The organism is Micrococcus sp. NPDC078436 (assembly GCF_040702705.1).
Lineage (GTDB): Bacteria > Actinomycetota > Actinomycetes > Actinomycetales > Micrococcaceae > Micrococcus.
This window is the reverse complement of record NZ_JBFBLX010000005.1, coordinates 21138-46024: the sequence shown is the minus strand read 5'-3', so window position 1 is coordinate 46024 and position 24887 is coordinate 21138. Positions and strand designations below refer to the sequence as shown.

The 24887-nt window shown below is 72.0% G+C and carries 20 protein-coding genes and 3 tRNA genes; 16 read left to right on the top strand and 7 right to left on the bottom strand.

All coding sequences use genetic code 11. The annotated features are described in order from the left end of the window. From AB0302_RS04455 to AB0302_RS04395, 13 genes are all read left to right on the top strand, one after another. Positions 1 to 1067, top strand: a 1067-nt coding sequence (locus tag AB0302_RS04455; protein WP_366370640.1) for a hypothetical protein, incomplete at its 5' end; no start/stop codon positions are given. Between the two features lie 18 nt (positions 1068 to 1085). Continuing rightward, the gene (locus AB0302_RS04450) at positions 1086 to 3353 is read left to right on the top strand and encodes a fibronectin type III domain-containing protein (protein ID WP_366370639.1); all 2268 of its coding nucleotides are present in this window, start codon (positions 1086 to 1088) and stop codon (positions 3351 to 3353) included. Continuing rightward, entirely contained in the window at positions 3350 to 4465 is a 1116-nt protein-coding gene (locus tag AB0302_RS04445) for a hypothetical protein (RefSeq protein WP_366370638.1), read from the top strand. The genes AB0302_RS04450 and AB0302_RS04445 overlap by 4 nt, the downstream gene beginning before the upstream one ends. Next, positions 4462 to 5526, top strand: coding sequence for a hypothetical protein (locus AB0302_RS04440; RefSeq protein ID WP_366370637.1), 1065 nt, complete (start codon positions 4462 to 4464; stop codon positions 5524 to 5526). The genes AB0302_RS04445 and AB0302_RS04440 overlap by 4 nt, the downstream gene beginning before the upstream one ends. A gap of 26 nt (positions 5527 to 5552) precedes the next feature. Then, complete coding sequence (locus AB0302_RS04435; RefSeq protein ID WP_366370636.1) at positions 5553 to 7469, top strand: pyocin knob domain-containing protein; 1917 nt, start codon at positions 5553 to 5555, stop codon at positions 7467 to 7469. A gap of 20 nt (positions 7470 to 7489) precedes the next feature. Then, the gene (locus AB0302_RS04430; RefSeq protein WP_366370635.1) at positions 7490 to 8800 is read left to right on the top strand and encodes a hypothetical protein; all 1311 of its coding nucleotides are present in this window, start codon (positions 7490 to 7492) and stop codon (positions 8798 to 8800) included. Between the two features lie 31 nt (positions 8801 to 8831). Then, positions 8832 to 9359, top strand: coding sequence for a carbohydrate-binding protein (locus tag AB0302_RS04425; RefSeq protein WP_366370634.1), 528 nt, complete (start codon positions 8832 to 8834; stop codon positions 9357 to 9359). A gap of 72 nt (positions 9360 to 9431) precedes the next feature. Beyond that, the gene (locus AB0302_RS04420) at positions 9432 to 9866 is read left to right on the top strand and encodes a hypothetical protein (RefSeq protein WP_366370633.1); all 435 of its coding nucleotides are present in this window, start codon (positions 9432 to 9434) and stop codon (positions 9864 to 9866) included. Next, a complete protein-coding gene (locus AB0302_RS04415) occupies positions 9863 to 10342 on the top strand; it encodes a hypothetical protein (RefSeq protein WP_366370632.1) in 480 nt (159 codons plus the stop codon). Before AB0302_RS04420 ends, AB0302_RS04415 begins: the two co-directional genes overlap by 4 nt. Before the next feature lie 5 nt (positions 10343 to 10347). Beyond that, positions 10348 to 10644: a hypothetical protein gene (locus AB0302_RS04410; RefSeq protein WP_366370631.1), complete on the top strand. Its 297-nt coding sequence runs from the start codon at positions 10348 to 10350 to the stop codon at positions 10642 to 10644. Then, entirely contained in the window at positions 10641 to 11378 is a 738-nt protein-coding gene (locus AB0302_RS04405) for a hypothetical protein (protein WP_366370630.1), read from the top strand. The genes AB0302_RS04410 and AB0302_RS04405 overlap by 4 nt, the downstream gene beginning before the upstream one ends. Before the next feature lie 3 nt (positions 11379 to 11381). Continuing rightward, positions 11382 to 12284 (top strand): M15 family metallopeptidase, encoded by a 903-nt coding sequence (locus tag AB0302_RS04400; RefSeq protein WP_366370629.1) that lies wholly within the window; start codon positions 11382 to 11384, stop codon positions 12282 to 12284. Next, on the top strand, positions 12281 to 12574 hold the full coding sequence (locus tag AB0302_RS04395) for a holin (RefSeq protein ID WP_366370628.1): 294 nt from the start codon (positions 12281 to 12283) through the stop codon (positions 12572 to 12574). The genes AB0302_RS04400 and AB0302_RS04395 overlap by 4 nt, the downstream gene beginning before the upstream one ends. Before the next feature lie 121 nt (positions 12575 to 12695). Here AB0302_RS04395 and AB0302_RS04390 read toward each other — a convergent pair whose 3' ends face one another. From AB0302_RS04390 to AB0302_RS04380, 3 genes are all read right to left on the bottom strand, one after another. Then, positions 12696 to 13823: a site-specific integrase gene (locus AB0302_RS04390; protein WP_366370627.1), complete on the bottom strand. Its 1128-nt coding sequence runs from the start codon at positions 13821 to 13823 to the stop codon at positions 12696 to 12698. 86 nt (positions 13824 to 13909) lie between these two features. After that, positions 13910 to 14001, bottom strand: a tRNA-Ser gene (locus AB0302_RS04385). Positions 14002 to 14234: 233 nt separating this feature from the next. Continuing rightward, positions 14235 to 15062 (bottom strand): PRC and DUF2382 domain-containing protein, encoded by an 828-nt coding sequence (locus AB0302_RS04380; protein WP_298713543.1) that lies wholly within the window; start codon positions 15060 to 15062, stop codon positions 14235 to 14237. A 291-nt stretch (positions 15063 to 15353) separates the two neighbouring features. Here AB0302_RS04380 and AB0302_RS04375 point away from each other — a divergent pair, with 291 nt between their 5' ends. After that, positions 15354 to 17321, top strand: a complete 1968-nt coding sequence (locus tag AB0302_RS04375; RefSeq protein ID WP_366370626.1) for an FAD/NAD(P)-binding protein — start codon at positions 15354 to 15356, stop codon at positions 17319 to 17321. Between the two features lie 111 nt (positions 17322 to 17432). Here AB0302_RS04375 and AB0302_RS04370 read toward each other — a convergent pair whose 3' ends face one another. From AB0302_RS04370 to AB0302_RS04360, 3 genes are all read right to left on the bottom strand, one after another. Continuing rightward, complete coding sequence (locus AB0302_RS04370; RefSeq protein ID WP_366370625.1) at positions 17433 to 20228, bottom strand: ExeM/NucH family extracellular endonuclease; 2796 nt, start codon at positions 20226 to 20228, stop codon at positions 17433 to 17435. A 33-nt stretch (positions 20229 to 20261) separates the two neighbouring features. Then, a complete protein-coding gene (locus AB0302_RS04365) occupies positions 20262 to 22679 on the bottom strand; it encodes a 5'-nucleotidase C-terminal domain-containing protein (RefSeq protein WP_366370624.1) in 2418 nt (805 codons plus the stop codon). A gap of 179 nt (positions 22680 to 22858) precedes the next feature. Continuing rightward, positions 22859 to 22946: transfer RNA gene (locus AB0302_RS04360), tRNA-Ser, on the bottom strand. A gap of 141 nt (positions 22947 to 23087) precedes the next feature. On the opposite strand from AB0302_RS04360, the gene AB0302_RS04355 reads away from it, so the two are divergent. Continuing rightward, positions 23088 to 24197, top strand: coding sequence for an NAD(P)H-quinone oxidoreductase (locus AB0302_RS04355; protein ID WP_366370623.1), 1110 nt, complete (start codon positions 23088 to 23090; stop codon positions 24195 to 24197). Beyond that, entirely contained in the window at positions 24194 to 24643 is a 450-nt protein-coding gene (locus AB0302_RS04350; RefSeq protein ID WP_298713529.1) for a hypothetical protein, read from the top strand. The genes AB0302_RS04355 and AB0302_RS04350 overlap by 4 nt, the downstream gene beginning before the upstream one ends. 78 nt (positions 24644 to 24721) lie before the next feature. On the opposite strand, the gene AB0302_RS04345 is transcribed toward AB0302_RS04350, so the two are convergent. Then, a tRNA-Thr gene (locus AB0302_RS04345) sits at positions 24722 to 24795 on the bottom strand. Positions 24796 to 24887 lie beyond the last annotated feature (92 nt).

The following is a 24887-nucleotide window of genomic DNA, read 5'->3' as shown; positions in this document are numbered from 1 at the left end:
ACGTCCCGGCGTGGTCCGGGATCAGTTCGGCGGTTAAGGTCGCGTGGGCCGTGATCAGCGCGGTCTTCGAGCTCCTCATGGGTGGGGTCCGCCTGCTGGGCGACATTGCGGTCTGGCTCTGGGAAGGATGGCAGGATGCCTGGCGCTACATTGTTGATGCAACCAGCCAGGCCATCTCGGCAGTCGTGGAGTTCGTCTCTGGTCTCGTCTCCGACGTGGTCCGCTTCTTCAGCGCCCTCTACTCACAGGCATCGGAAAAGGTGTCCGAGCTGTGGTCGCGGGTCCGTTCCTTCTTCTCGGACGGGATCGAGCGGGTCAAGTCGCTCGTGAGCGACTTCGTGACCCGAGTCGTCGGATTCTACGCAGACCTCTTCCGGAGCGCCACGGACAAGGTACGTGAGGGCATGGACAGCGCCAAGCGCGGGTTCTCCGACGGCATGGAGGCCGCGCGGCGCACCGTCTCCGACGGCATCGACAGGGTCCTCGGATTCTTCCGGGACCTGCCCGGCAACGTGCTGCGCGCCTTGGGCGACCTGGGCGGCACGCTGCGCCAGTCCGGGGAAGCCTTGCTGAATGGCTTCATGGACGGCCTCCGCGGCGGCTTCGATAGGGCCAAGGGCGTCGTCGAGGGCGGCATGGCGAAGATCCGTGAGTTCTTCCCGTTCTCGCCTGCCAAGCGGGGGCCGTTCTCCGGCCGCGGGTACACCACCTACTCGGGTCGCGCGTTGAGCCGCGACTTCGCGGACGCCATCGCGGGCGAGGACGGCTACCTTGCCGACGCGGCGGAGCAGTACCTCTCCGCCGCCGACCTGACCCTGAATCCCACCCTCACTGAGCCCGCGCTCGCGGCGCTGTCCGCGTCGGCAGGCTGGGCGGGTGGGGCGATGGCGGGCCCATCTGCGCAGGCCGCGCCGTCCGCTCTGGCCGGCTTTCCCGACGAGGTCATTCTCGTCCTCGACGACGGCACGAAGCTGCGCACGCACATCGAGGGAATCACCACGGCGCAGGCTGCGTCGTGGGTGGCGGGCCTGCAGCAGCCGCTGCGCCAGACCGTCGGCTCGCACTGATCTGAGAGGAGGCCCGCGGTGGCCATCACCTGGGGCGCGCCCGTCAAGAACTCGGAGGGCTGGGAGGTCCGTCTGGGCGCCGAGGCCGTGCCTGGCGCCTGGAACACCGGGTCCCTGACCCCGGCCACGGAGTACCGCACGTGGACCACGAACGTGTACATCTGGACCAAGTACCCCGTGTGGTCGAACGCGTCCAAGATCGCCTACGCGGGGGAGGTGGCGCCCCCCGGCGGCCCCTTCACTGTGGCGTTCAACCACAAGTCCTACGACGCGTGGTCCACGGCGAACATCACCAAGATTCACAGCGGAACCGACCGACTCTATCTGTTCTACGGGGAGCCGTACACGGATACGTCCTCCGTGGAGTGGTACGGGCACCCAGATTTCCCGGCTGCGCGGGTGAACTACAGCGCATCCATGCCTGCCCGCCCCTACGCGGCCCCGGACGCCCCCACGGGCGTGGCCGTGGCCCGCACCTCGGACGCCAAGCACACGGTGTCCTGGACGCGGGTGAACCCCGGCGCCGAGGCCAAGCCCTACCAGTCCGTGCTCGTGCAGCGGTGGGACCACGTGTCCAACGCGTACGTCACGATCGCCACGGTCGGGAACGTCTCGAGCTATGTGGACTCCTCCACGAAGCCCGGCATGCGGTACCGCTACCGGGTGCGCTCGCAGAACAGCGGGGGCGCCTCCGCGTGGGCGTACGGCCCGTACTTCTACACGACGCCTCCGGCGCCGACGCAGGTCACAGCGACCCGCTCAGGGGCGGACATCGCGGTGACGTGGGGGTTGCCCTCGGTCCCAGGCGTGGCGGCGGAGCTCGCGCGGTCCACGGACAACGGCGCGACATGGTCCTACCCGGGGTGGACGTCGTCGGGCAGCAGCTACCTGGTAAAGGCCCCGGACCCGGCGGTGCAGCACCGGTACGCGGTGCGCACGACGGCGGGCTCGCTGGCGTCGGCGTGGGTGTGGACGGCGAACGTCGTGCTGATCACCGCGCCGGCAGCGCCGACGAAGCTCGCACCGGTGGTCGCGGACGCGGCGCAGCCGGTGACCCTCTCGTGGGTGCACAACCCGCTGGACACGACCGCGCAGCAGGCCTACGAGGTCCGGTGGCGGCAGGGCGGGGCCACGGAGTGGTCGGGCACGCCGAAGACGGCGGCGACGGGCTCCAAGCACATCGTGCCGGCGGGCCTGTGGCCGGCCGGGAAGACGGTGGAGTGGCAGGTCCGCACGTGGGGCCAGCACGCTGACCCGTCCCCCTGGTCGGCGGTGTGCCTGACAGCGGTGTCGCAGCGGCCCTCGGCGACGATCACCGCGCCGGCCGAGGCCGCTTTCGCTTCCTCCCGCGTGCAGGTCCGCTGGTCGTTCTTCGATCCGGACGGCGGTGGGCAGGACCAGTACCGGGTGAGCCTCTACGCCGCGGACGGGTCCACAGTGCTGTGGCAGGTGGCCCGCGCGTCGGCCTGGACGATCGCCGACGTGGACCACGTGCTGCAGGATGGCATGTCCTACGTGGTCGGCGTGCAGGTCGCCGACGGCGTGGGCCTGTGGTCGGAGGAGGCTCGCCAGCAGATCGACGTGACCTACGCGCCGCCGCCCACGGCACAGGTCACCACGCACTGGGACGAGGACTCGGCGACCGTGCAGGTCTCCATCCGGCACGAGGCGCCGTCGGCCACGGAGCTCGCGGCGGTCTCGTGCGAGCTGTGGCGGTCCACGGACGGCGGGGACTGGCTGCGCCTCGAGGCTGGGCTGCCGCTGGACACGGCGGTGGTGGACCCGATCCCGGCGACGTCGACGCCGTCGGCGTACCGGGTGGTCACGATCTCGGAGATCGGCTCGACGGCGCAGTCCCCGGTGATCCTCGTGGCCCCGGACCCGGAGGGCTGGATCTGGCTGAACGCCGGCCCGGGGTGGACGCAGGCCGTGAAGATGCGCGACAACGCGGCCCTGGACGTGGACTGGTCCCGCGGCGCGGCGTACCACCACCTGGCCACGGACTCGGACACGGATCTGACGCTGCCGGTGTCGGTGCGCAACCGGCGCGAGTCGGACGTGCTGGACGTGTCCGTGTCCCTCGCGCCGAACCCGGACGGTGGGGCGAGCCTGGCGGAGCTGAAGGCGTTCCTGCGCGCCGCGGAGGAGCCGCTGTGCTACCGGGACGCGAAGGGCCACCGCTGGTTCGTGTCCATCCCGGCGCTGGGCGGCAAGGCGACCGACATCCGGGAGTCGGCGCAGTTCCGGGTGACCCGGATCCGCTTCGATGAGCAGGAGGGCCTGTGACGGATCAGCTGCACCTCGTGGGCGCCCCCTCGTGGGAGGCGTCCAGGGTGGACCTGCTCGCCGCGTCCTCCCGCACGGAGGACTGGATCTTCGAGCTCGTGCACGCCCGCACGAACCGGTTCATCCGGCGGATCGCGGGCGTGCGCGGCTTCGAGGCCGAGTTCAACCTACACGCCACGATCCGCTCGGGCGGGTCCTGCGTGTGGCAGGGCGACGAGCCGGTGGATTGGGCCTCGCACCGGCTGCGGGCGCACTACCGCATCCAGTCCCGCGGGCAGGCGATGCAGTGGACAGTGGGCACGTTCATCGCGCAGACCCCGAAGCGAACGCTCACGGACCAGTCCCGTGGGGCGCTGGAGCTGCAGCTCTTCGACGCGATGGCCCGCCTGGAGTGGCAGACCTCCACCGCCGGCCAGTGGGTGGCGCACAAGGGCGCGAACATCATCGCCACGGCCCGTGCGCTTCTGGACTCCCAGGGCGTGCCGCACGCGATCGAGGACTCACCTCTGGTGTTCTCCGCACCGATGGTGTGGAAGACCGGCACGACGCTGCTGCGCATGGTCAACGACATGCTCGCCGCGGCGAACTTCTTCTCGATCTGGGCTGACCCGCAGGGCGTGCTGCGCTCCGGCCCGCACCGCCCGCCGGCGTACCGCGGCGTGGCGTTCCGGTTCCGCGCGGACGGCACGGGTCTGGGCTACCTGCCGGAGATTGTCCACGAACAGGACACGGCCTCGGTGCCCTCCCAGCTGACCCTCGTGGCGACGTCGGACGACCCGGACGTCGTGCCCGCCACGGCGACGGCCCGCCATGCCCCGGGCTCGCCGTTCTCCTTCGAGACGCGCGGCTATCACGTCTCCGTCACGGAGGACGCCCCGGGGGCGGATCCCGCGGTCTTGCCCGAGCGTGCGGCCCGCCGCCTCGAGGAGCGGTCCCGCCCAGCCTCGACGTATGAGTTCCAGCACCTGATCGCCCCGCTTGCCCCGAACGACGTCGTGGGCCTGGCCCGCGCTCGGCACGGGATCGATGCGCTGGCGGTCATGGAGAAGACGAAGTTCGGGCAGGACTCCGAGGGCTTGGCCACGACGACGGTGAGGGAGGTGGCGGCGTGAGCTCGCACAATCCGCTGGGCGGGCTGGTGGTGCATTTCGCGGCGGCCGCCCGCTCGGGTGGGGACGCGGTGGAGGTGTCCGATGCGGTGGTGGTGGAGGTGGCCGTGGATCCGCCGGCGCTGACCGTGCGCCGGGTGGGCGCCCCGCCGGACTCTGACCCGGAGCCGGCCATGGCGCTGGACCCGCTGGGCACGTTCACGGCCGGCGCCCGTGTGCTCGTGCTGCTCCGTGCGGCGCAGCTGGTGGTCATGGGCCGCCTGTACGGCGCGCCGGCCACGCCGGTGGCACCCACCCCTGAGCCGGACCCTGAGCCAGAGCCCACGCCGGACCCCGAGCCGGACCCCGACCCCGCTCCACCGCCGGCGCCCGCGCCGTCGTTCACGGCGGGGACCCTGTCGACGTCGACCACGCCGGTCCTGGGGCGCACGGTCACCTACCACGTGGCCGCTCCGGGCGGAGGGTCCGCGCGCGGCATGGTCGTGTACTTCGACGGCGACGGGCAGGGCAAGGTGGGCACGCCGGTGTCCGCTGACCTGGTGGAGATGGCGGCGGTGGCCAACCGCAAGGGCTTCACGTTCATCGCCCCGAGGTCCCCGTTCGCGGACACGCAGTGGTGGTCCAACGACGTCACCGAGCACGCCGCGGTCGCCCGCGGCTTCGTGGACTGGGCGGTGGGCCGGTGGGGTGCCGCTCAGATGCACTTCGTGGGCTACTCCGGCGGCACGGTGTTGCTGAACAAGCACCTCGCCAAGGAGGGCACCTGGCCCTCCCGGTTCTCCGGTGGCGGCCTGTCCGTGGGTGGCGGCTCGACCACGGGCACGATCGACACCCCCACCCAGTGGCGTGCCACCTGGCGGATGCAGTGGACGGTCGGCACCCGCGACGTGGAGGGCGCGACGACGCTGCCGACCTGGTCGGCGAAGGCGAAGGCCGAGGGCGCCGAGGCCGAGTTCCGTGCGGCAGGCCACCCCACGGCCCTGGTCTACACCGACGACGACCATGGCAGCTACGACTTCCCGGCCGTGCTGGACGCCTACCTGCCCGCCATCCCCACGGCCTGACCGCCCCTCACCGAAGGAGCTCCCTCATGCACCACTACGACGCCCGCGTGATCGCGGATCAGGCCACCGGCCGCCCGCTCGTGGGGATCCGGGCCACGCTGCTGGACGCGGAGACGCAGACGGTCGTGCAGGCCTACCGGGATGGGGTGCCCGTCACCCTCGTCTCCGGCGCGCACGGCCTGATCGGAGAGTTCGAGACGGAGGAGACCACGCGCCGAGTCCACGTCACCGCCGGCCCCGTCCGCCTCACCATGTGGTGCAGCGAGATCATGGGCGGCGCGCAGGACGCGGCCGAACGCGCGGAGGCGGCGGTCGCAGAAGCGACCTGGCCGAAGGGTGCGCTCGTTGACGCGAACCTGAACGCCTTGACCACTCCGGGCACGTACTGGCAGTCCACGGCATCTTTGGCCACCGTGGCGCGCGGCTACCCTGCCGAGGGTGGCATTGGTGTGCTGACTGTGGAGCAGTTCGCGTCGTCCATCTACATGCAGCGGTTTACCCGTATCGGCTTGGATGGGTGGCTTGAGACTTTCGTCCGCACCGTCGCGCCTGGGAAGCCGGGTGAATGGGCGTCCGAGGCTCGCGCGGCCACGTCTGGGGGTCCCACGTCCAGCCCTATCCGTCTCACGACGGCGGAGGACAGCGATTTCACCGCGCTTGCGCCCGGCATGTACTACGTGCCGTTCGGGTCACACGCGACCGCGCTGGGCCTTCCCGTAGCCGACCACGGCCTGCTGATCGTTCATCACTACGGCGGCACCACGGGCGGCGCGTGGTTCTACCCGCGCTCCGGCGCGGGCGTCTGGAAGCGCGCGAAGAACTCCGGCACGTGGGGGCCGTGGGAGAACATCATCCCCGAGCACATCAAGCTCACGACGGCGACGGACACCGACTTCTCGAAGCTTGAGCCGCGCCCCTATTACGTGCCGTTCGGGTCGCACGCGACCGCGCTGGGTCTGCCCGTGGCCGACCACGGCTTCCTGACGGTCTACCACTACGGCACACAGTCCGGGGCCGCGTGGTTCATGCCACGGACCGCCGCCGGACTGTGGAAGCGCGCCAAGAACGGCGGCACCTGGGGTCCGTGGGAGAACGTCATCCCCGAGCCCGCGCCCGCCGTGACGATGGACGCGGCCCTCCGGCACCAGCACATCGCCACCCGGCACGCGGCCAGGATCGGCGCACCCATCAACGTGGGCACGGCGACGCCTATTGCTTTCGTGTGGGACGACTACCCCGCCGCCATGCGGGACAAGGGCGTGGTCGCCGCCGCCCGCGAGTTCAGCATCCCCATCAACGCCGCATTGTGCTCCCGCACCCTGACTGACCGCGCCGAGAAGCTGGGCGGCGTCGGCATCACCTGGGCAGAAATCGACGCATGGGCCGCCGATGGGGCCGTGGAAATCACACACCACGGGCAGACGCACGACTACCGCGTGACCGACCTGCGCGCCGAGATTGTTACCGGCCTCGAGGAGCTGCGCGGACACTGCCCGTCCGCCGAGATCACCACCTGGGTGACCCCGGCGAACGCCTGGGAAGGCTTCGACGAGGGGCGCACCGCCGACAACTGGGCTTCCCCGGCGGGCCAGTTGATCCACGCCCACCACGCCTACGCGATGGGCCGCGACTATGTGCTCGGGGCCGACCATTCCGTGCCGATGACGGGAACCCCGATCCCCGGTCAGGGCCGCATGTGGGTCGAAGCGGTGGGCATGACGATGGACGCCCGCAAGAAGCGCGTCACGGACATGTACGGCACTGGCCGGGGCGCAGTCCTGGCCGCTCACGCGGAGTGGATCGGCCAGGAAGGCCGGTGGACCGCCGCCGAGGTCCGCGCTTTCTTCGAGTGGCTCCGCGCAGAGGAAGACGCGGGCCGCATCAAGCTCATGCACCTGTCCCGGTGGGCATGGGCGCGCACGGGCTCGACCCCCGCTAACTGACACCCACCCTGGAGGACATGATGACGACGCTGATTCTGGACTGGTCGGACTGGGACGGTGCGGCCTCGGGCTGGGCGTCCCTGACCCGTGTGACATGGCGGCGCGACCCGGACACGTACCAGGTGCCGTGGACCCGGCAGGTGCGGGTGGATGGCCGCACCATCGTGGACGTGCAGGGCATGGCCGGCGAGGCGCTGCGTGTCCGGTGGACCCCAGATGGCGGGGGGTCACGTACAGACCATGTGCTGGTCCCCGACGAGGGCGAGCATCTGGCGCACCTGCTGGAGCGGGTGGACCCGTCCACGCTCGAGCCGCTCCCGGAGTCCATGCCCTCGGCCGTGGACCTGGTGGCGCGGGCGGAGTCGCTCGTCACCCGCATTGAGTCGGGCGAGTTCGCGGGCGCGGACGGCGCGGACGGTGACGACGGGCGTGGGATCACGTCCGTGGAGATGGTCGGCGCGAGCGCCCGGTTCACCTGGACGGACGGGACCACGCAGGACGTGGACCTGTCCGCCCTGGCCGGTGACGACGGGGATGACGGTGTGGGCGTCGAGTCGGTGACGCTGGACGGCACCACGCTCCAGTTCTCCCTCTCGGACGGGACCGCTCGGGACGTGGACGCTGCGGCGCTCCGAGGCAAGGACGGCCGCACCCCGGACCTGGCATGGGACGGGACGCGCCTGGTCGTGGACGGTGTTCCCGGCCCGGACCTGAAGGGTGAGGCGGGCGAGGACGGGCATACCCCGGCCCCGACTTGGCAGGGCACGGCCCTGTCGTGGGATGGCGGCGAGCCCGTGGACTTGCGGGGCGCGTCGGGGCAGACGCCGACTATCAAGATCGGCACGGTCACCTCGGGCACCACGCCGTCCGCGACGATCACGGGCACCTCGCCGGACCTGACGCTCGACCTCGTTCTCGCCAAGGGCGACAAGGGCGACGCCGTCGCGATGGGCCTGCCTGATACGGGATGGCGGAGGATCGCAACGACCATTCCCGGCGTTAGCGCCGTGGCGGGCCTGGACGTCCGCGCTATCGGGAAGATCATCTACGCCCGGCTGCAACCAGTCAGCACCACCAACGGCCTTACTCTCGGCGCTACGCAGACTAAGGCGATCGTGCCTAATGCGACCCTGCCCACAGAGTGGCGCACCCCGGGGCGCATGACCGCACCGGGATACGGGGACAGCGGCATGGACGTTCTGATGATGATGCGGGACGGACAGTTCTGGCTCACCATCCTGACGCCGAACATTGGCTATGTCGCGTGGAACGCCTCCTGGGTAGCCCCGAATGACCCTCACGCCGTCATGCCTCCCGGCGTCCTCGTTTGACCCTGACCACCCGACCGAGAGGAGGGCCACCATGCCCGCCACCTTGCCAGACCTGACCGACGCCGAGACCTGGACGGACGACGACCTGGACGCGCTCCGCGTCGCCGTCCTCCGCGAGCAGGAACGCCGGTACGTGCTCGCCACCGCCGAGGCCCGCGCCGAGCAGACCGCCCAGCAGTACCGCGCCGCCGTGGAGGCCGCGCTCCCGCCGCTCCCCGCGGGGCAGCACCGGCCCTGGTCCCAGCCGACCGGCGCTCATGACGCCTACCCGCGTGGGGCCGTCGTCGCCCACGGCGGGCGCGTCTGGGAGTCCCGGCACCCCGCGAACGTCTGGGCACCCGGCGGCCCCGGCGTCCCCGCCGGGCTGTGGAAGGACGTCACCGCGAACGCCCCCGCCCCTGCCCCGACCCCGACCGCGGCCGCGTGGAAGGCAGGCGAGGCGCTGAAGGTGGGCGACCTCCGCACCTACAAGGGCACCGTCTACAAGGTGATCCAGGCCCACACCTCCGCCGCCCACTGGACCCCCGACGCCGTCCCATCGCTCTACGCCAAGGCCTGACCCGGCCACCCCCTCCCACGGCCCCCGCTCACCAGCGGGGGCCGTCGCCATTCCCAGACCCCAGGAGGCTTCATGCCGCGTCGCGTGGCTCAGCTCGTCACCCGCATCCGCCGTAGCGCGTTCCCAGAGATCGTGGCGGTGTCCCTCTCCGCCGCCCTCGTCGCGATCGGCCTGACCTTCGCCCTCGCCCCGGACCGCTTCCAGACGCCCACCTGGCAGCCCATGTGGCAGTTCGCGTCCCCGCTGGCGTGGGCGCTCGCCGCGGTCTTCGCCGGCACCCTGTCGGTGCTCGTGGTACTGCGGTGGCGTGAGCTCGCCCCGGGCCCGCTGATCCTGCAGACGGGCATCTGGGGGACGATCAGCGCGCTCGTCACGTGGGGCGCGATCGGCGGCGGCGTACCAGCGGCAGCGATCATCTACAGCCTCCCGGGCTGGCTGTCCCTGCTGCTGGTCATGCTCTACATCTCCGAGGCCCGCCACCCCGACGGCGCGGCGGACCACCGATGACCGCCCCCGGCCCCCACGTCCCCGTCACCTCGAGCACTCACGCGTTCGCGGTCACGCTGTACATCGGCATGGTCATCCTCGGACTCTCCCACGTCACCGGGGTCATCTCCTCGCGTGCCGTGGAGGAGGTCCTGGCCTCGCCGTGGGAGGAGATCTGGGCTGGCCTGCACCTGATCGGCCCGATCATGGCCGCCACCGGCGCACTGATGGCCACCCACCGCCGCCTGCCGATCTACTCCATGTCCGCCGAGCTCGTCGGCTGCACGGTCTTCGCCGCCACGAAGGCCACCTACGTCGTCAGCCTCTTCATCGTCTACGGCCTCCAGGGTGGCCCGTCCACGCAGATCATGGGCGCCGGGATCGCCCTCGGCTGCGCCGCACGCGCCACCCAGGTCGGCCTCGAGCTGCACCGCCTCGTGGCCGCCGCTCATGCCACCACCAGCCCGGAGCCCGCCGCCGCGCCCACCGGGAGGTGACCCGCTTGAGCCCTGAGCACGTCGCGCTGCTCATCACCTCCCTCTCCCCGATCGTCCTGGCCCTCATGGCCGGCATCGGGTGGGTCGTGCGGCACCGCATCGAGACGGCGACCGCACCCGGCGCCGAGCCCCCCACCACACAGACCCCGGCGGCACTGCCGCGGGACCTGTACGACGACTGCCGCGAGGACCTCGAGACCACGCGCGCGGAGCTGACCACCGAGCGCGCCCGTCGCATCCACCTGGAGGGCATCCTCGCCCGCCAACGCACCACCCCCGAGTCCCAGGAGGACACGCCATGAGCGACTTGACCCGCACAGTCATCCCCGCCCGCCTCACCGTCCACGTCGGCACCCCTGGTAAGACGGGCCTGCGAAAGCTCGGCACCATCCCGCGCAACACCGAGGTCGAGCTCACCGGTCGAACTTACACGGACTCCAAGGGCACTCTCTGGGCGGAGGGCACCACGGACTGGTCCCGCACACAGACCCCCGTGCTCCGCTACTGGATGGCCGCCGAGTACCTCGCCGGAGACCAGCCCGCCACCGAGCGCCCCGCCGCCGTCCGAGACCCCCTGCACGAGGCCGAGACCCGCGAGTGGTTCAAGGCCGTCCGGGGCCAGCGCGTGGACATGGACCGCTTCCCCGTGGGCCGCGAGGCGCAGTGCGTGGACGTGCCAAAGCACCACTACGCCCACGTCCTCGGCGGCACCCCGGGCGTGTTCGGCAACGGCAAGGACGTCGCCTACAACCTCGGGAAGCTGCCCGAGTTCACCTACCACGCGCCCGGCACGACCCGCGTGCAGCCCGGCGACTATGTGTCCTTCGGCGACCCGCTCGGGCAGGTCCGACGCGAGGACGGCAGCATCCTCGACGCTGGCCACGTCGGCATCTGCCTGGAGCGGGTATCCGACTCCACCGTGGCCGTCGCCGACCAGGACGGATACGCCACCTCAGACGGCATCCACCGCTCCGAGTACCCCATGGACTACATCACCGGCATCGCCCGCCCCGTCCGCTACGCCCAGGAGGACTGATCCATGACTGACACCACGCAGGCCGGCTGGCCTGTCATCTCCACGTCCGAGGGGCTGCAGCCCCTGGACTTCGTCACCGGACGAGTCCTGCCCGGCGACGTCCACACCATCCTCACCTTCCTCTGCCAGCGGTTCGAGCGGCTCGTGGAGCCCATCGTGCGCTCCGAGTCCTGGGGCTGGAACTACCGGCCCGTCCGCGGCTCCACCAACGTCTGGTCCGAGCACTCCGCGGCCGTCGCCATCGACCTGAACGCGTCCGCCCACTGGATCGGCCTGCACGACACGTTCACCGACGCGCAGGAAGCCGGGATCCGTCAGATCCTCGCCGAGTGCGGCGGCGTCGTCGTCTGGGGCGGCAAGTGGGCCTCCAGCCGGCCCGACGAGATGCACTTCCAGCTCCGCCACGACCCCGCCGAGATCAAGCGCATCGCGGGCCTGATCCGCTCCCAGGCAGCCGCCGCCACCGCCGAGCCCGTCAAGGCGCAGAACCGGATCGGCACCCGACAGGGCGCCTCCATCGTGCAGTGGCTCGACGACCAGGGCCGCGACTCCTCCTTCGCCGCCCGCGCTACCCTGGCCCGCCAGTACGGCATTGCGGGCTACGTCGGCTCGGCCGAGCAGAACCTCATCCTGCTGTCCCTGCTGCGCTCCGGCGCGCAGGGCAAGACGTACGTGGTCACCTCCGATGGCCTCAACCGGCGCACCGCCCCCGGCGACCTCCGCGACGAGGCCCTCGCCTACCCCGGCGCACCGCTGGCCACGGGCATGCGCTGGTACGGCACCGGCAAGACCACCACCGACGACCGCGGCGGCACCTGGGTCGAGGGCTGGTCCGAGTGGCAGCGCTCCGCCGGCCAGCCCCCGTGCTGGGTCCACGGCGCCCACCTGAAGGAGGTCGGGGCGTGAGCGGCTCCGTGTACACAGCCGCCGCCTTCTGGCGCGGCGCCGCCGAGAGGGCGGTGAAGACCTTCGCCCAGTCGCTGCTCGCCGTGCTTGGCGTGGGCGCGGCCGGCATCCTCGAGGTCGACTGGGTCGGCGCGCTCTCCGCCGCCGGCCTCGCCACCCTCGTCTCCCTGCTCACGTCCCTCTCTCAGCCCGAGTTCACCGCCGGCCAGCCCGCCGCCGAGGCCGCCCAGGAGGAGCCGACGAGCCTCCCGTTCCGCCGGCGGGACCGTCGCACCCACGACCACCCCTGACCCCCTGCACACGACTGCGCCCCCACTCGCCTCATCGGCGGGTGGGGGCGCTTTCGTGCGTCCAGGGTCAGGGGTGCGGCGGGTAGCGGCGCAGGCGCTGGTGGACCGTGGCCGGCGCGGGCTACCGTCCGAAGACGGAGGCCGCCGTGGCCGCGGCGCGGCGCTGGGCGTCGGGGAGGAGGTGGCCGTAGACGTCGGCGGTGGTCTGGATGGACTCATGGCCGAGGCGCTGGCTGAGCTCGTAGAGGCTCATCTCGGCGCCGAGCATGAGGGCGGCGTGGGAGTGGCGCAGGTCGTGGATCCGCGGCGTCTTCCATGCGGGCCAGGTCTCGTCGCGCGCGGCCGCGGCGCGGGCGGCGGTCCAGGCGTCGAGGCGCTGCCGGTGCTTGGGGATGGAGCGGGAGCCGCGCGGGTTGGAGAGCAGCAGCTCATCCGGTCGGCACGCCTCGAGGACCGGGCGCAGGACGTCCACCGTGGTCGCGGCCAGGCCGAGGGTGCGGGTGGAGCGCCGGGTCTTCGGTGGTCCGACGATCCAGCCGCACGCGGCCTGCTTCCAGGCCTTCGTGACGTGGAGGACAGGGACGGCGGCGTTGAGGTCGATGTCGGAGGGCAGCAGGGCGGTGGCTTCGGCCAGCCGTAGGCCGGTCTCGAGCATGACGCGGAAGAGCGGCCGCTCGTCCTCGGGGAGGTGGGCTTCGATGAGCTCGAACTCGCTGACAGTGAGGAAGGTGGCCTTGCGCTCGGTGCTCGCCTTGGAGGGCAGGAGCCGGCCGTTGCAGGGGTTGTCCTCGCGCTGGCCCTGCCGGATGGCGGTGGCCATGACGCCGTGGAGGAAGCCGTGCACGTTGGCGATCGTCTTGGGGGAGGCGCCGGCGGCCTGCATGCCGCGGATCCAGGTGACCAGGTGGGCCTCGGTGATCTCGTCCACCGGGCGTGCGGCGAGCTCGGCGAGGTGGGTGCGCAGGTAGCCCCGGTACCGCTTCACGGTGTACTCGGTGGCCCGCGGTCCGAGACGGTCGAGGTGGAGCTCGGCGACGTCGCGCAGGGTGGGGGTGGCGCTGGCCCTGGCCGAGAGCGCGGCGGCCGCTCGGTCGGCGTCGTGGCCGGCGGCCTCGAGCACCGCCTTCCACAGCTGTGCCTGCTCGAGGGAGGCCACGCGCTGGCTGCGCTTCTGGCCGGCCTCCCGCCAGATGACGCGCCAGCTGGTGGGGACGCCGTCGGCGTCTCGGCGGGTCTCGATGCTCGCCATGGGGACACACTCCTGCCTCGTTTGGGGACAGGAAGCGCGATATTGGGGACAGGCCCGGAAACATTGGCTTGTTTCCGGGCCTGTCGTGGCGGAGACGGGGGGATTTGAACCCCCGGCTCAACTTTCGCCGAGCCCTTCATTAGCAGTGAAGTCCATTCGGCCGCTCTGGCACGTCTCCATCCGTTCCGTCGGCGCCGTGACGGCGTCCAGGGAACCCGGTCAGCTTAGCCTGCGCGGGGGAGAGAGGGCAAAGGCTCTGCGCCGGGGATCGTCGTGCACCGTCTGCACCGCCGCCGGGCGCCCGTTCCCCTGCCGGGACAGAGAGGGCTCAGGCGAAAGGGCCCCGGATCACCGCGGTGATCCGGGGCCCTTTCGGCCTCACTCGACCTCAGCGGCCGGGCGTCGCGTGACTCAGATGCGGTCGTTGCGATCGTTCAGGTCGGCGCGATCGGTGGTGGTGTCACCGTCGATCTTGACGTCCTCGTGGCGCAGCTCCTCGGAGACGGTCTCGGTCTCCTGGATCTGGCGCTTGCCCAGGGACACCTTCTCGGCCTCCACGGTCTTCTCGACGACCGGGGTCTCCTCGTAGGTGGTCACGGAGACCTCGCCGTCAGCGTCGGCGCGACGGGCCTCGGCGGAGTTGGGATCCACGGACTCGCGCTCCACGACGACCTCTTCGCGGGTGACGGGCACCTCCACGGTCTCGGTGGTGGTGTAGGACTGCTTGCGCAGACGCACACGGCCGGAGGCCTTGCGCTCGGTGCCGACGTTCAGGTGCTCGTCACGGACGACGACGCCGTCAGCGTCGTTCACCTCGCGGCGGTCGGTGTCGACGACGTCACGGTCGGTGTCGACGACGTCGCGGTCGCCGACGACGCCGGCGGTGGTGTCCACGTCGCGGCGGTCCTCCACGTGGCCCTCAGTGGCGGTGTACTCCATGGAGTAGTACTCGTAGATGCGCTGCTCCTCCTGCGGGGTCAGCGAGCCGTCGGCGTCCACGTTCGGGGCATCCTTCACGAAGGCCTTCTCGTAGGGGACGGTGATGCCGTCGGCGGTGGTCTGCGCCTGCTGCAGCGGGATGAAGGTCTCGTTGGCGCCGAAGAGGCCGGTCTTCACGGTCACGAAGGTCGGCTCGTTGGTGACGTCGTCCAGGTAGACCTGGCCGACGGAACCGATCTTGTCGCCATCGGTGGCGTACACGGAAGCGTTCTGAAGCTGATCAAGCATGTTGCGGTCCATGGTATTTCTCCTTCTGGGTTGGGCTTTTTCTTTCCCGTACGACAAGAACAATTCCTCACGAGCGTCCTCCGCGTCAACCGTCGATCCACGACTTGCGGTTATTCCCAGGGTTCTCACAGCCGGGTGGGAAGCACCCCCCTCATTCCGCGATCTGTCAAGGATTCGCCGCGAGATCGCCTCTCGGCTCGACCTCCAGGATCGGCGGATCCCACGCCTTGACGGAAGGCGATAGGGTGTGGTTTTACGCGGGCGAGGCTTCGGACGAGTCCGGAAGGAATCCCAGGAGGCAGTGTGCAAGATTCTAGAGAGGGCGTCCGTCGCCTCTCGATCGTGGGCGCCGGGCCGCGCGGCGTCATGCTCCTCGAGCGGCTGCTGGCGCACCTCGAGCAGGGGAACCTCCACCGCTCTCCCGCGCTGAGCATCCATGTGGTGGACCCGTACCGGCCGGGACCCGGACGGGTATGGCGGACAGACCAGTCCGAGCTCTACTTCATGAACACGCCGGCCTTCTACCCCACGGCGAGCGCGGCCGACAACCCCGGGCTGCGGCCCTCGACGGCCGCCCTCTCCTTCGACCAGTGGCGCCGGGTGAATCCGCAGGAGAGTCGTGGCGTCCAGCGGCACCAATACCCTGCCCGCGCCGCGTACGGGCGCTATCTGCGCCACCTCTACGACACGGTGGTGGAGATGCTGCGGGCCCGCCCCGAGGTGGTGGAGGTCCGGGAGCACCGCGCCGAGGCGACCGCCCTGCACCCGCGGCCCGACGGCGGGGCGCAGCTCACCCTGCGCCATGCCGGCGGCGAGGAGAGCCGGCTCGAGGCGGACGCCGTCGTGCTGTGCCTGGGCCACCAGCCGGCCGAGCTGAGCGCGGGACAGCGCCGCATGGCGGAGGCCGCCGAGGCATCGCCGCACCTGCACTACCAGGGCCCGCAGATCCCCTCGGACGTGGACTGGTCCGCGGTGGAGCCCGGTGCGTCCGTGCTGGTGCGCGGCATGGGCCTGAACGCCTTCGACCTGATGGCTCAGCTGACCCTCGGCCGGGGCGGCGCGTTCCACCGGACCGGAGACGGGGCCGGCCGGGCGCTGCGCTACGAGCCCTCGGGCCGCGAGCCCTCCCTGCGCCTGATGTCGCGGCGCGGCGTGCCGTACCTGCCGAAAGCGGAGGTGGACGCGTTCGTTCCGCGCGGAGTGGCGCTCTCCTACCTCTCCGACGCCGTCGTCGACGGCCTGCTGGCCGAGCACGGGGAGCTGGACCTCGCCGAGCACGTCTGGCCGCTGCTTCACCGGGACGTGGTGCGCCACTACTACGCGACGATGGCGCGCACGCAGCCGGAGATCCTCGGCGGGCTCGTGGCGGCCCGCCGCTTCCTCGGGGAGCTCGTGGGCCTGCTGGAGGAGGCCGGGCGGGGCGCCCCCGTCACGTCGATGCATGCGGCGGACCTGCTCCGCCAGTACGCGCCCGGCCGCGGCTTCCTCGACATCCTGGCGTACGCCGAGCCCTTCCGGGACCAGGTGTTCGACAGCGACGAGGAGTACCAGGCGGCCGTGTCCCACTACGTGGGGCAGGCCTGCGGGGAGGCGGCGCGCGGCGAGGGCTCCCCGTTCATGATGGCGGTCGGCGCCCTGCACGCCGGGCGACTGCGCATCAAGCAGTGGGTGGCGCAGGGGCGGATCACCGAGGCGTCGAGGATCAAGGACGTGCAGGGCTGGTTCGAGCCCCTCGTGGAGGGGCTGGCCTCGGGCCCGCCCCTGTGGCGCGTGGAGCAGATGCTGGCCGTGCACCGGGCGGGCCTGCTGACCTGGTCGGGGCCGTGGCCCACGGTCGAGGCCGACGGCGAGGACGCCTTCCGCGTGCACAGCCCTCAGGTGGGCGCCGCGGACTCCCGCGTGCCGGCGGCGGCCTCGGGGACGTGGCTCGTGGAGGCCATGATGCCGCCCAACCGCGTGCGCTCCGCCTCGACGCCCCTCGTGCGCCAGATGCTGGCCGACGGCGTGGCGGCCACCGGCGTCTGGGAGGACGAGGAGGGCGCCCGGCTCCCCTCGACAGGGTTCGACGTGACCGGACGGCCCCACCGGCTCCGCGCCGCTGACGGCCGCGTGCACGAGCGCATCCTCGTGCTCGGCCTGCAGCTCTCCGGGGTGCAGTGGGGCACCGCGATCGCCGCGGAGGCGGGTGCGGACCCGGACGGCCGCGCCCTCTTCCTCGGGGACGCGGATGCGGCGGCCCGCGTCCTGCTCGAAGGCCGACCCGCGGGGTGAGCACGGGGGACCGGTCCCCGCGCTGACGCGGTGGGGCGGGCCGACGACGACGGCGGGGCCGCCCGGGATCATCTCCCGGGCGGCCCCGCCGTCGTGCGAGGGGTCAGCCGATCAGCCGGCGGCGGGCACGAGGACCCGGCCCTTGCCCTTGCCCGGGTGGGAGCCGTCGTGGCCCTTGCCGGGGTGCATGCCGGTGCAGCGCATCCACTCGGCGGCGGAGAAGCCGCCGTTCCCCTTGCCCTTGCCCTTGGACGGGTGCGTGACGTCCTCGCACTGGCCGCCCGGGGCCGGATCGGTGGGATCCGTGGGATCCGTGGGATCGACCGGGTCCACGGGGTCGACCGGCTCGGTCGCGGGGGCGTCGAGCTGCATGCCCACGAGGATCGGGTTGTGGTCCGAGGAGCGCCACTGGTCCGGGGAGTAGAAGTCCTCCTCCACGTAGTCGTGGCGCGAGTACTCGAGGGCCACGGACTCGTTGGCGTTGATCATCCAGATGTCCTGGCCCGTGATCGCGGCCGAGGCCGCGGGCGAGGCGTAGATGCCGTCCAGGCTGCCCACGCTGCCGCCGAAGACGTACGAGTACTCGTCGGTGAGCGCACCCTGGGAGATGTAGCCGGCCTCCTCGAGGACGCGGATGGGGTCCTCCTTCTCGTAGGAGTTGAAGTCGCCCATCAGCAGGACCTTGTCGGTCCCGGCCAGCACCTTCATCTGCTCCGCGAAGGCCACGAGGGCCTCGGCCTGGCCGACGCGGTCCGCGTTGTAGGCGCCCTGCCCGTCGCCGGAGTCCACGTTCTCGCCGGTGGCGCCGGAGCCGCCCTTGGACTTGAAGTGGTTGGTGATCGCGATGAACTCGGTGCCCTCGACGCCGTCGCCGGAGGCGTCCGCCACGCGGAAGACCTGGGCCATGGGCTCGCGGGCGTTGTCGAAGTTCACCTGGTCGTCCAGGATCACGGACTCGCCGACCGGGGTGACCTCGGCGGGCTGGTAGATGAAGGCGCTGCGGATGACGTCCTCGTCCTCGACGGCGGGACGGTCCGCGGGGGAGGCGACGTACGCCCACTTCTCGTAGCCCGCCTGCTCGTTGAGGGCGTCCACCAGGTGCGCGAGCGCGTGGTCGCGGTCCAGGCCGAACTTCTCGGAGTTCTCGATCTCCTCGAGGGCCACCACGGAGGTGTCCATGCCGTTGATCGCGGTGGCGATCTTGGCCTGCTGGCGAGCGAAGGCCTCATCGGTGTAGGCGCCGCGGGGGAGGCAGTCCTTGGTGGCCACCGGGTCGCCGTCGTTGTCGTAGTAGGCGGAGCAGCCCGGCACATCCTCACCGAGGGTGGTGAAGTAGTTCAGGACGTTGAAGCTGCCCACGGTCACGTTGCCGCCGAGCTCCTCCGGGGCCGCCTCCTCCACGCGCGTGTTCTCGATGGAGACGGGCTGCACGGTCGACGCCGTGGCGTCGGTGAGGTGGCCCAGCGGCTGGAAGGACCACGCGCCGAAGCGGTAGTCCAGGATGACGCCGGTGGTGAACTCGAGGCCGGCACCCACGCGGACGGGCTGGTCCGCGTCGAGGTAGGGCAGCGGGTTCTGATTGCCGGGGGAGCGGAAGAAGTTCACGGTCGAGCCGTCGTCGAGGACGATCAGCTTCTCCGCGTTCGCGGCGGCCACGGCCTGGGCGTCGGCGCCGGGCAGCGCGACCGACGTCGGGTTGTCCAGCGGATCGGTGCCCGGCACGATCCCGAGCGAGCCGTACTGGTTCAGGCTGTAGTTGTCCGTCACGGTCCACTCGCCCTGCGGGGCGAGCAGCTCGCCCTCGTGGGCCTCGCGCTCGGCCTCGGTGAGGGGGAACTCCACCGCGGTGGGGGCGACGGCGGCGCCGTCGGCCAGGGCGGTCACGCCGCCGGCGTCCACGCGGATCTGCGTGAGGCCGTAGTACTCGGAGACCGTGCCGGTGACCTGCACGTGGTCGCCCATCGCGACGGTGCCGACCGTGTCCGGGGAGTACACGAACAGGCCGTCCGACGCGCCCGGGGTGGCGTCGACGGCGTCGCCGCCGGTGCCCGCCGTCTGGATGTAGTAGCCGTTGTAGCCGCCCGTGGAGTACACCGCGGTGACGACGCCGGTGGTGGCGACGGACTGGCCCTCGAGCGGGGACACGGCGCCGGTGCCCTGGATCTCGGCGATGGTGACGCGCTCCACCGGGGCGGGCTCGACCGGGTCGACCGGATCGACGGGGTCGGTCGGATCCGTGGGCTCCGTGGAGGAGCTCGTGGAGTTCATCGGCGTCACGTCGGCGGTGACGGTGAAGTCCGCGGAGTTGTCGTTCGTGTCCACGCCGTCCGCGCGGGTCAGCGACTTCGGGTCCGTGTTGGCCGAGGGGGCGCCGGAGGGAGCGGTCTCGTAGGTGTTGGTGGCGCCGTAGCCCAGCAGGTCGGCGACGCCGGCGGTCTCGTCGGTCACGGAGCCGACGGGGAGACCCGCCAGGGTGCCGGCCTGGTCCGCGAGCACGATGGTGCCCTTGGTGCCCGCGGGGTTGAACGAGCCGCCCGCGTTGAGGTCCGGCGTCGGGAGCGCCTCGCCGGAGGTGCCGTTGGAGCCGCCCTGGATCAGGAAGTGGCCGTGGGCCGGGACCACGCCGCTCAGGGCGACGGTGTTGTTGGTGGCGCCCGTGCCGGTGCCGGAGCGGTACTGCAGCGACCAGCCCTCAAGCGAGATGGGCTCGTCCGTGGGGTTGTAGAGCTCGACGAACTTGTTGGTGTACACCGCGTTGGCGGAGCCGCCGTTGGTGTACGCCTCGTTGATCACGAGGCTGTCGCCGGCGGGGGAGGCCATGGCTGGGCCGGCCACCACGGCGGGGGCCAGCAGGGTGAGGGCCGCGAAGACGGCGGCGGGGCGCGTGCGGCGCAGGGAGATCGGCATGATCGTTGTCTCTCTTCTCAGTCTGTCGTCGTCTCAGCGGCCGGTGGGGGCGGTGCTGAAGGCCTTGCGGAAGCGCACGAGCGCACCCGCACCGAGCGCGGCGATCCCGGCGAGCCACCACGCGGCCTCATCGCCGGTCTGCACCTTGGTGGGGACGGTGTGCTCGGCGGTGTCGGACTCGGCCGGCTTGGCGGGCTTGGCCGGCTTCTCCGGGTGGCCGGACTCGGCCGGCTTGGCGGGCTTGGCCGGCTTCTCCGGGTGGCCGGGCTGCGCGGGCTGAGCAGGCTCGGCGGGCTCGCGCGGCTCGCCCGGCTTGCCGGGGTTCGCGGGGACGGCCGGCTCGGCCGGCTGAGCCGGGGTGGTCGGCTCGGTCGGGTCGGTCGGCTCGGCGGGGACCTCGGCGGCCAGCACCTCGAGGGCGTGGCGCACCACGGTCTCGGTGCCGTCGGCGTAGCGCACGGTCATGCGCAGCTCACCGGCGCCGGCGGTGGCCGGGGCGGTGATGCCCGAGAGGGTCACGGTCTCAGCGCCGGCGGGCACCTCCACGGTGCCCAGCTCCACGGCGGTGCCGTCCGTGCCCACGAAGGCGACGTCCACGGCGGTGGCGGCGGGGGCGCCGTCGGAGTCGATCACCAGGTCGCCGAGGGTGAGGACGATCTCCTCGCCCGCGGTCACGGTGGCCGGGGCGCCGGTGACCGGCACGCTCTTCTTCGCGTAGTCGGGGGCGACGGCGCCGTCCTCGGCGGCCTGGGCCCGCGCGTAGTCCTCGACCGCCTGGGAGTCGAGCAGGCCCGTGTTGACGAAGTTCTCACGGCCCTGCGCGAAGGCGGAGTAGCCGTCGGGGGCCTTGGCCGGGTCGCCGAGGGCCACCCAGGTGTCGTCCGCCAGGAAGGACTGCGTGGCCACGGTGTACATGGCGTCCATGTCGATCGGCTCGCCGTCGATCCAGATGCCGGTGACCTTGTCGCCCTGGGCGCGGGAGTCGTCGTAGGTCCAGGTCAGGTTCTCGGACCAGCCGAGGGTGAAGCGGCGCTCGCCGTCGCGCCAGTTCTGCTCGATGGCCTCCTTGATGGAGGAGCCCGGGATGTCGAAGTAGGCGATGGTGTTGCCGAACGGCGCGACGTCCAGCAGCTCGCCGAGGGTCAGCTGGCCGGTGAGGTCGCCCTTGGAGGTGAACGTGCCGCCGTCGTTGAACTGGTCCTCGAGCAGCTCGGAGCGCAGGCCGCCGGGGTTGGTCACGCCGAGGTCCACCTCGGGGTTGACGGCGGAGGCGGCGTGCTTCACGGCGTCGCCGACCCAGTTGCCCAGCGTGGTCTCGGCCATGCGGGTGCCGCCGGCCTTCCACGGCTTCCCGGCCTCGATGAGCTTCCGGTAGTCGGTGGTGATCGAGCCGTCCAGGTCGGCGACGACCTCGGACTGCATCTCCTCGAAGACCTTCACGGCCTCCTGCTCGATCTCGTAGACCTCGGCGGTGACGGCCGACTCGGCGGCTGCCTCGGCGGGATCCTGGGTGGAGCGCTCCAGCATCTGCTGCGTCACCGAGGTGACCTCGCCGGAGGCGTCCAGGGTGAGCTCGACGGCGGCGAGGTTCTTGCCGGACTGCGCGGCCTGCATCACGGGGCGGGCCACGCCGCCGTTCTCGGTGGAGTACTGGTAGAGCTGGTGGGTGTGGCCGTTGAAGATGACGTCCACGGCGGGGACGGTGTCCTCCACCATGCGCTGGAAGACCTCGCGGTCGGCGAGCTCGGCGGCCAGGTCGCCGCTGCCGGCGGCGCCGTCGTGGTACGAGGCCACGATCACGTCCGCGGAGCCCTCGTTCTCGATCTGCGTGGCCACCGCGTTGACGGCGTCCACCATGTCGATGACCAGGTTGCCCTCGAGGCCGGCGCCCGTGGTGGTGGCGTACAGCTCGTTCGGGGAGGCGCCGATCACGGCCACGCGCACGCCGTTGACCTCGCGGATCACGTGGGAGGTGAGGACGGGCTCCTTGGAGGTCGGGTCCACGAAGTTGGCGGAGAGCACCGGGAAGTCGGCGCGCTCGGCGACGCGGCCCTGGAGGTCGTCCAGGCCCTTGTCGAACTCGTGGTTGCCCGCGGCGAGGGCCTCCAGGCCCAGGGCGTTCATGATGTCGATCGTGGGGTTGTCCTGCTGCACGTTGGAGACCGAGGCGGAGCCGCCGATCAGGTCGCCCGCGGAGGTGAGCAGCACGGAGTCCGCGCCGTGCTCGGCCTCGAACGCGGTGCGGTAGTCCTCCACGGTGTCGGCGAACTGGGTGCCCGAGTAGCCGGAGGAGAGGGCGCCGTGGAAGTCGTTGAACGAGAGGATCGAGATGGTCTTCTCGTCCGCCGCGGACGTCTCGACGGCGAGGGCGGGCATGGCGCTCGCGGGCGCGAGGATCAGGGTGGTGCAGACGACGGTGGCCGCGGTGCGGCGGCTGAACAGGCTGGACATGGTTCTCCCCGGGGTGTGTGGTGATGAGGCGGCGCCGCGCGGTGCGTGGCGCATCACCCCCGATCACAGCACCGTGAGGTGACCTCCGGATGAACGCCGGGTGGGGAGGGAATGACGGGTGGGTGGGGCCAGCGCCGGGCGGCGGCGGCCTGTGCGGGCCGCCGCCGCCCGGGACGGCGCGGATGGTGTGGGATTCGAACCCACGGTGCAGGGTTGCTGCACACCGGTTTTCAAGACCGGGTCCTTCGGCCGCTCGGACAACCATCCTCGACCGCGGTCCGCTCTCGAACCGCTCGGGCAACTCTACCGACTCGCCCCGCGGGAGGCTCGGGCCCGGTGGCCGCCGCGCCGCGGGCGGGGAGATGATGGGAGGAGGAGTCAGGACGCGGAACGAGGCGAGGAGACGTCATGGACGAGCACGGGACGAGTGCAGAGGCCGGGCACGGGGAGATGCTCGCGGTGCGGTACACGGGCGGGGAGGGCGACGCCGGGATCCGGGCCGCGCGCGAGGCGCGCCCCGGCGTCGGGCCGGGGGAGGTGCTCGTCCGCGTGGCCGCCGCGGGGCTGAACCGGGCGGACCTGATGCAGCGCGCCGGGGTGTATCCGCCGCCGTCGGGCGCCTCGGAGATCCCCGGCCTCGAGGTGTCGGGCACCGTCGTGGAGGTCGGCCCGGCGGCCGGGCTGCCGGGGGAGGGCCGGTTCGCCGTGGGCGACGAGGTGTGCGCGCTGCTCGCCGCCGGCGGGTACGCGGAGTACGTGGCCGTCCCCGCGGGCCAGCTCATGGCGGTGCCGGACGGGGTGGACCTGGTGGACGCGGCCGCCCTTCCGGAGGTGGCGTGCACGGTGTGGTCCACGATGTCCGAGCGAGGCGGCGTGCGCGCGGGCGACGTCGTGCTCGTGCACGGGGGCTCCGGCGGGATCGGCTCGTTCGCCGTCCAATACCTCGCGGCGATCGGCGGGCGCGTCCTCTCCACGGCGGGCGGGCCGCAGAAGTGCGAGCGCGTCCGCGCGCTCGGGGCCGAGGACGTCTTCGACCACCGGGCCGCCGAGCCGGGCGCGTTCGCGGAGTGGGTGCTCGAGCGCACGGGCGGGCGCGGGGCGGACGTGATCCTCGACGTCGTCGGCGGGCCCTACCTGGACGCGAACGTGCGGTGCCTGGCGGAGGAGGGCCGGATCGTCGTGATCGCCGCGCAGGGCGGGGTCAAGGCCGAGGGGTTCAACCTCATGCGGCTCGTGGCCAAGCGCGGGTGGCTCACGGGCGCCACGCTGCGCTCGCGGCCGGTGGTGGAGAAGGCGCGGATCGTGGCGGGGACGGAGAGGGCCGTGTCCCCGCTCGTGGCCGCGGGGCGGATCGACCTGTCCGTGGCGGCGCGCTTCCCGTTGGCCGAGGCGGCCGCCGCGCAGGAGTGGTTCGACCACGCCGCGCGTGCGGGCAAGGTCCTGCTCGTGACGGACCCCGCCGACGCGGATCATGCGCCTGGCGAGCCCGGCGACGGCGCCGCGGAGGCCCGCGCGTGAGGGGGCCCTTCGCCCGCTTCCGGCAGGGGCGCAGCGACGACCGGGAGCTGGGCACCGGCCTGTGGCGACGCAGCCACGACCGCTTCGTGCGCGCGATGGACCGCTACTGGCAGGTGGTCCAGGACGCGCGCAGCCCCAGCGCGCTCACGCCGGAGGAGCACAACGGCGTCGTCCACGCCGGCAACGTGCTCGCGGACCGCGTCCCCGCCGTGCGGGCGCTGTGCGTGCGACTGCAGGAGACCCACCCCGGCGACGGCGAGCACATCCCCACCGCGGTGTCCGAGGTGCACCGGGAGCTCTCCCGGGCCTCCCACGAGCTCGCCGCCACGGCCCAGGCCGCCGCGATGTTCCGGCTGGGCCAGGGGACGGCGGACGCCGTGAGCCGCCACGCGGAGCGGACGCTCGGGCACGTGGCACGCGCGGAGGAGCTGGCGTCCCGGGGGTGATCCGCCCGGGCGCACGCCCGCGCCGGTCCCGGAACGGGAAGGACCCCGCCGCCTCGAGGAGGTGACGGGGTCCGTGGGAGCCCCCTGCCGGATTCGAACCGGCGACCTGCTCTTTACGAGGGAGCTGCTCTGGCCAGCTGAGCTAAGGAGGCACGTGACCGGCAACGGCCACGGCAGTCCATTCTACCCGGTTCGGAGCGCCGATTCCACCGGCACCTGATATGCGATCGTGACCGGATCCTCC